Genomic DNA, 263 nt, shown 5'->3' on the forward strand with positions numbered 1-263 from the left:
GTATTAGTTAACGTTATTACTAATGCATCGCAGGCAATGAGTAACTGCGCAACGCGGCAATTAAGTTTTGAAGTTGAATGCTTTGATGGACGCGTAAAACTATCGATATTAGATACAGGATCTGGCATAGAACACCATACTTTAGGCTCTATTTTTGAACCATTTTATAGTACCAAGTCGAGTACCGGTTTAGGCCTTGGTTTATCAATATCTAAGCAAATCATCGACTCGTTTGATGGTCGTTTAAGTGCGCATAATCGCCC

Annotated in this window: 1 protein-coding gene; it reads left to right on the forward strand. The window is 39.5% G+C overall.

The genetic code is table 11. The features are described from left to right. Positions 1–263: sensor histidine kinase (locus AAEY62_RS23005; RefSeq protein WP_350636748.1), on the forward strand; the 263-nt coding region annotated here is incomplete at both ends.

The organism is Pseudoalteromonas sp. GW168-MNA-CIBAN-0100 (assembly GCF_040309225.1).
GTDB lineage: Bacteria > Pseudomonadota > Gammaproteobacteria > Enterobacterales > Alteromonadaceae > Pseudoalteromonas > Pseudoalteromonas arctica.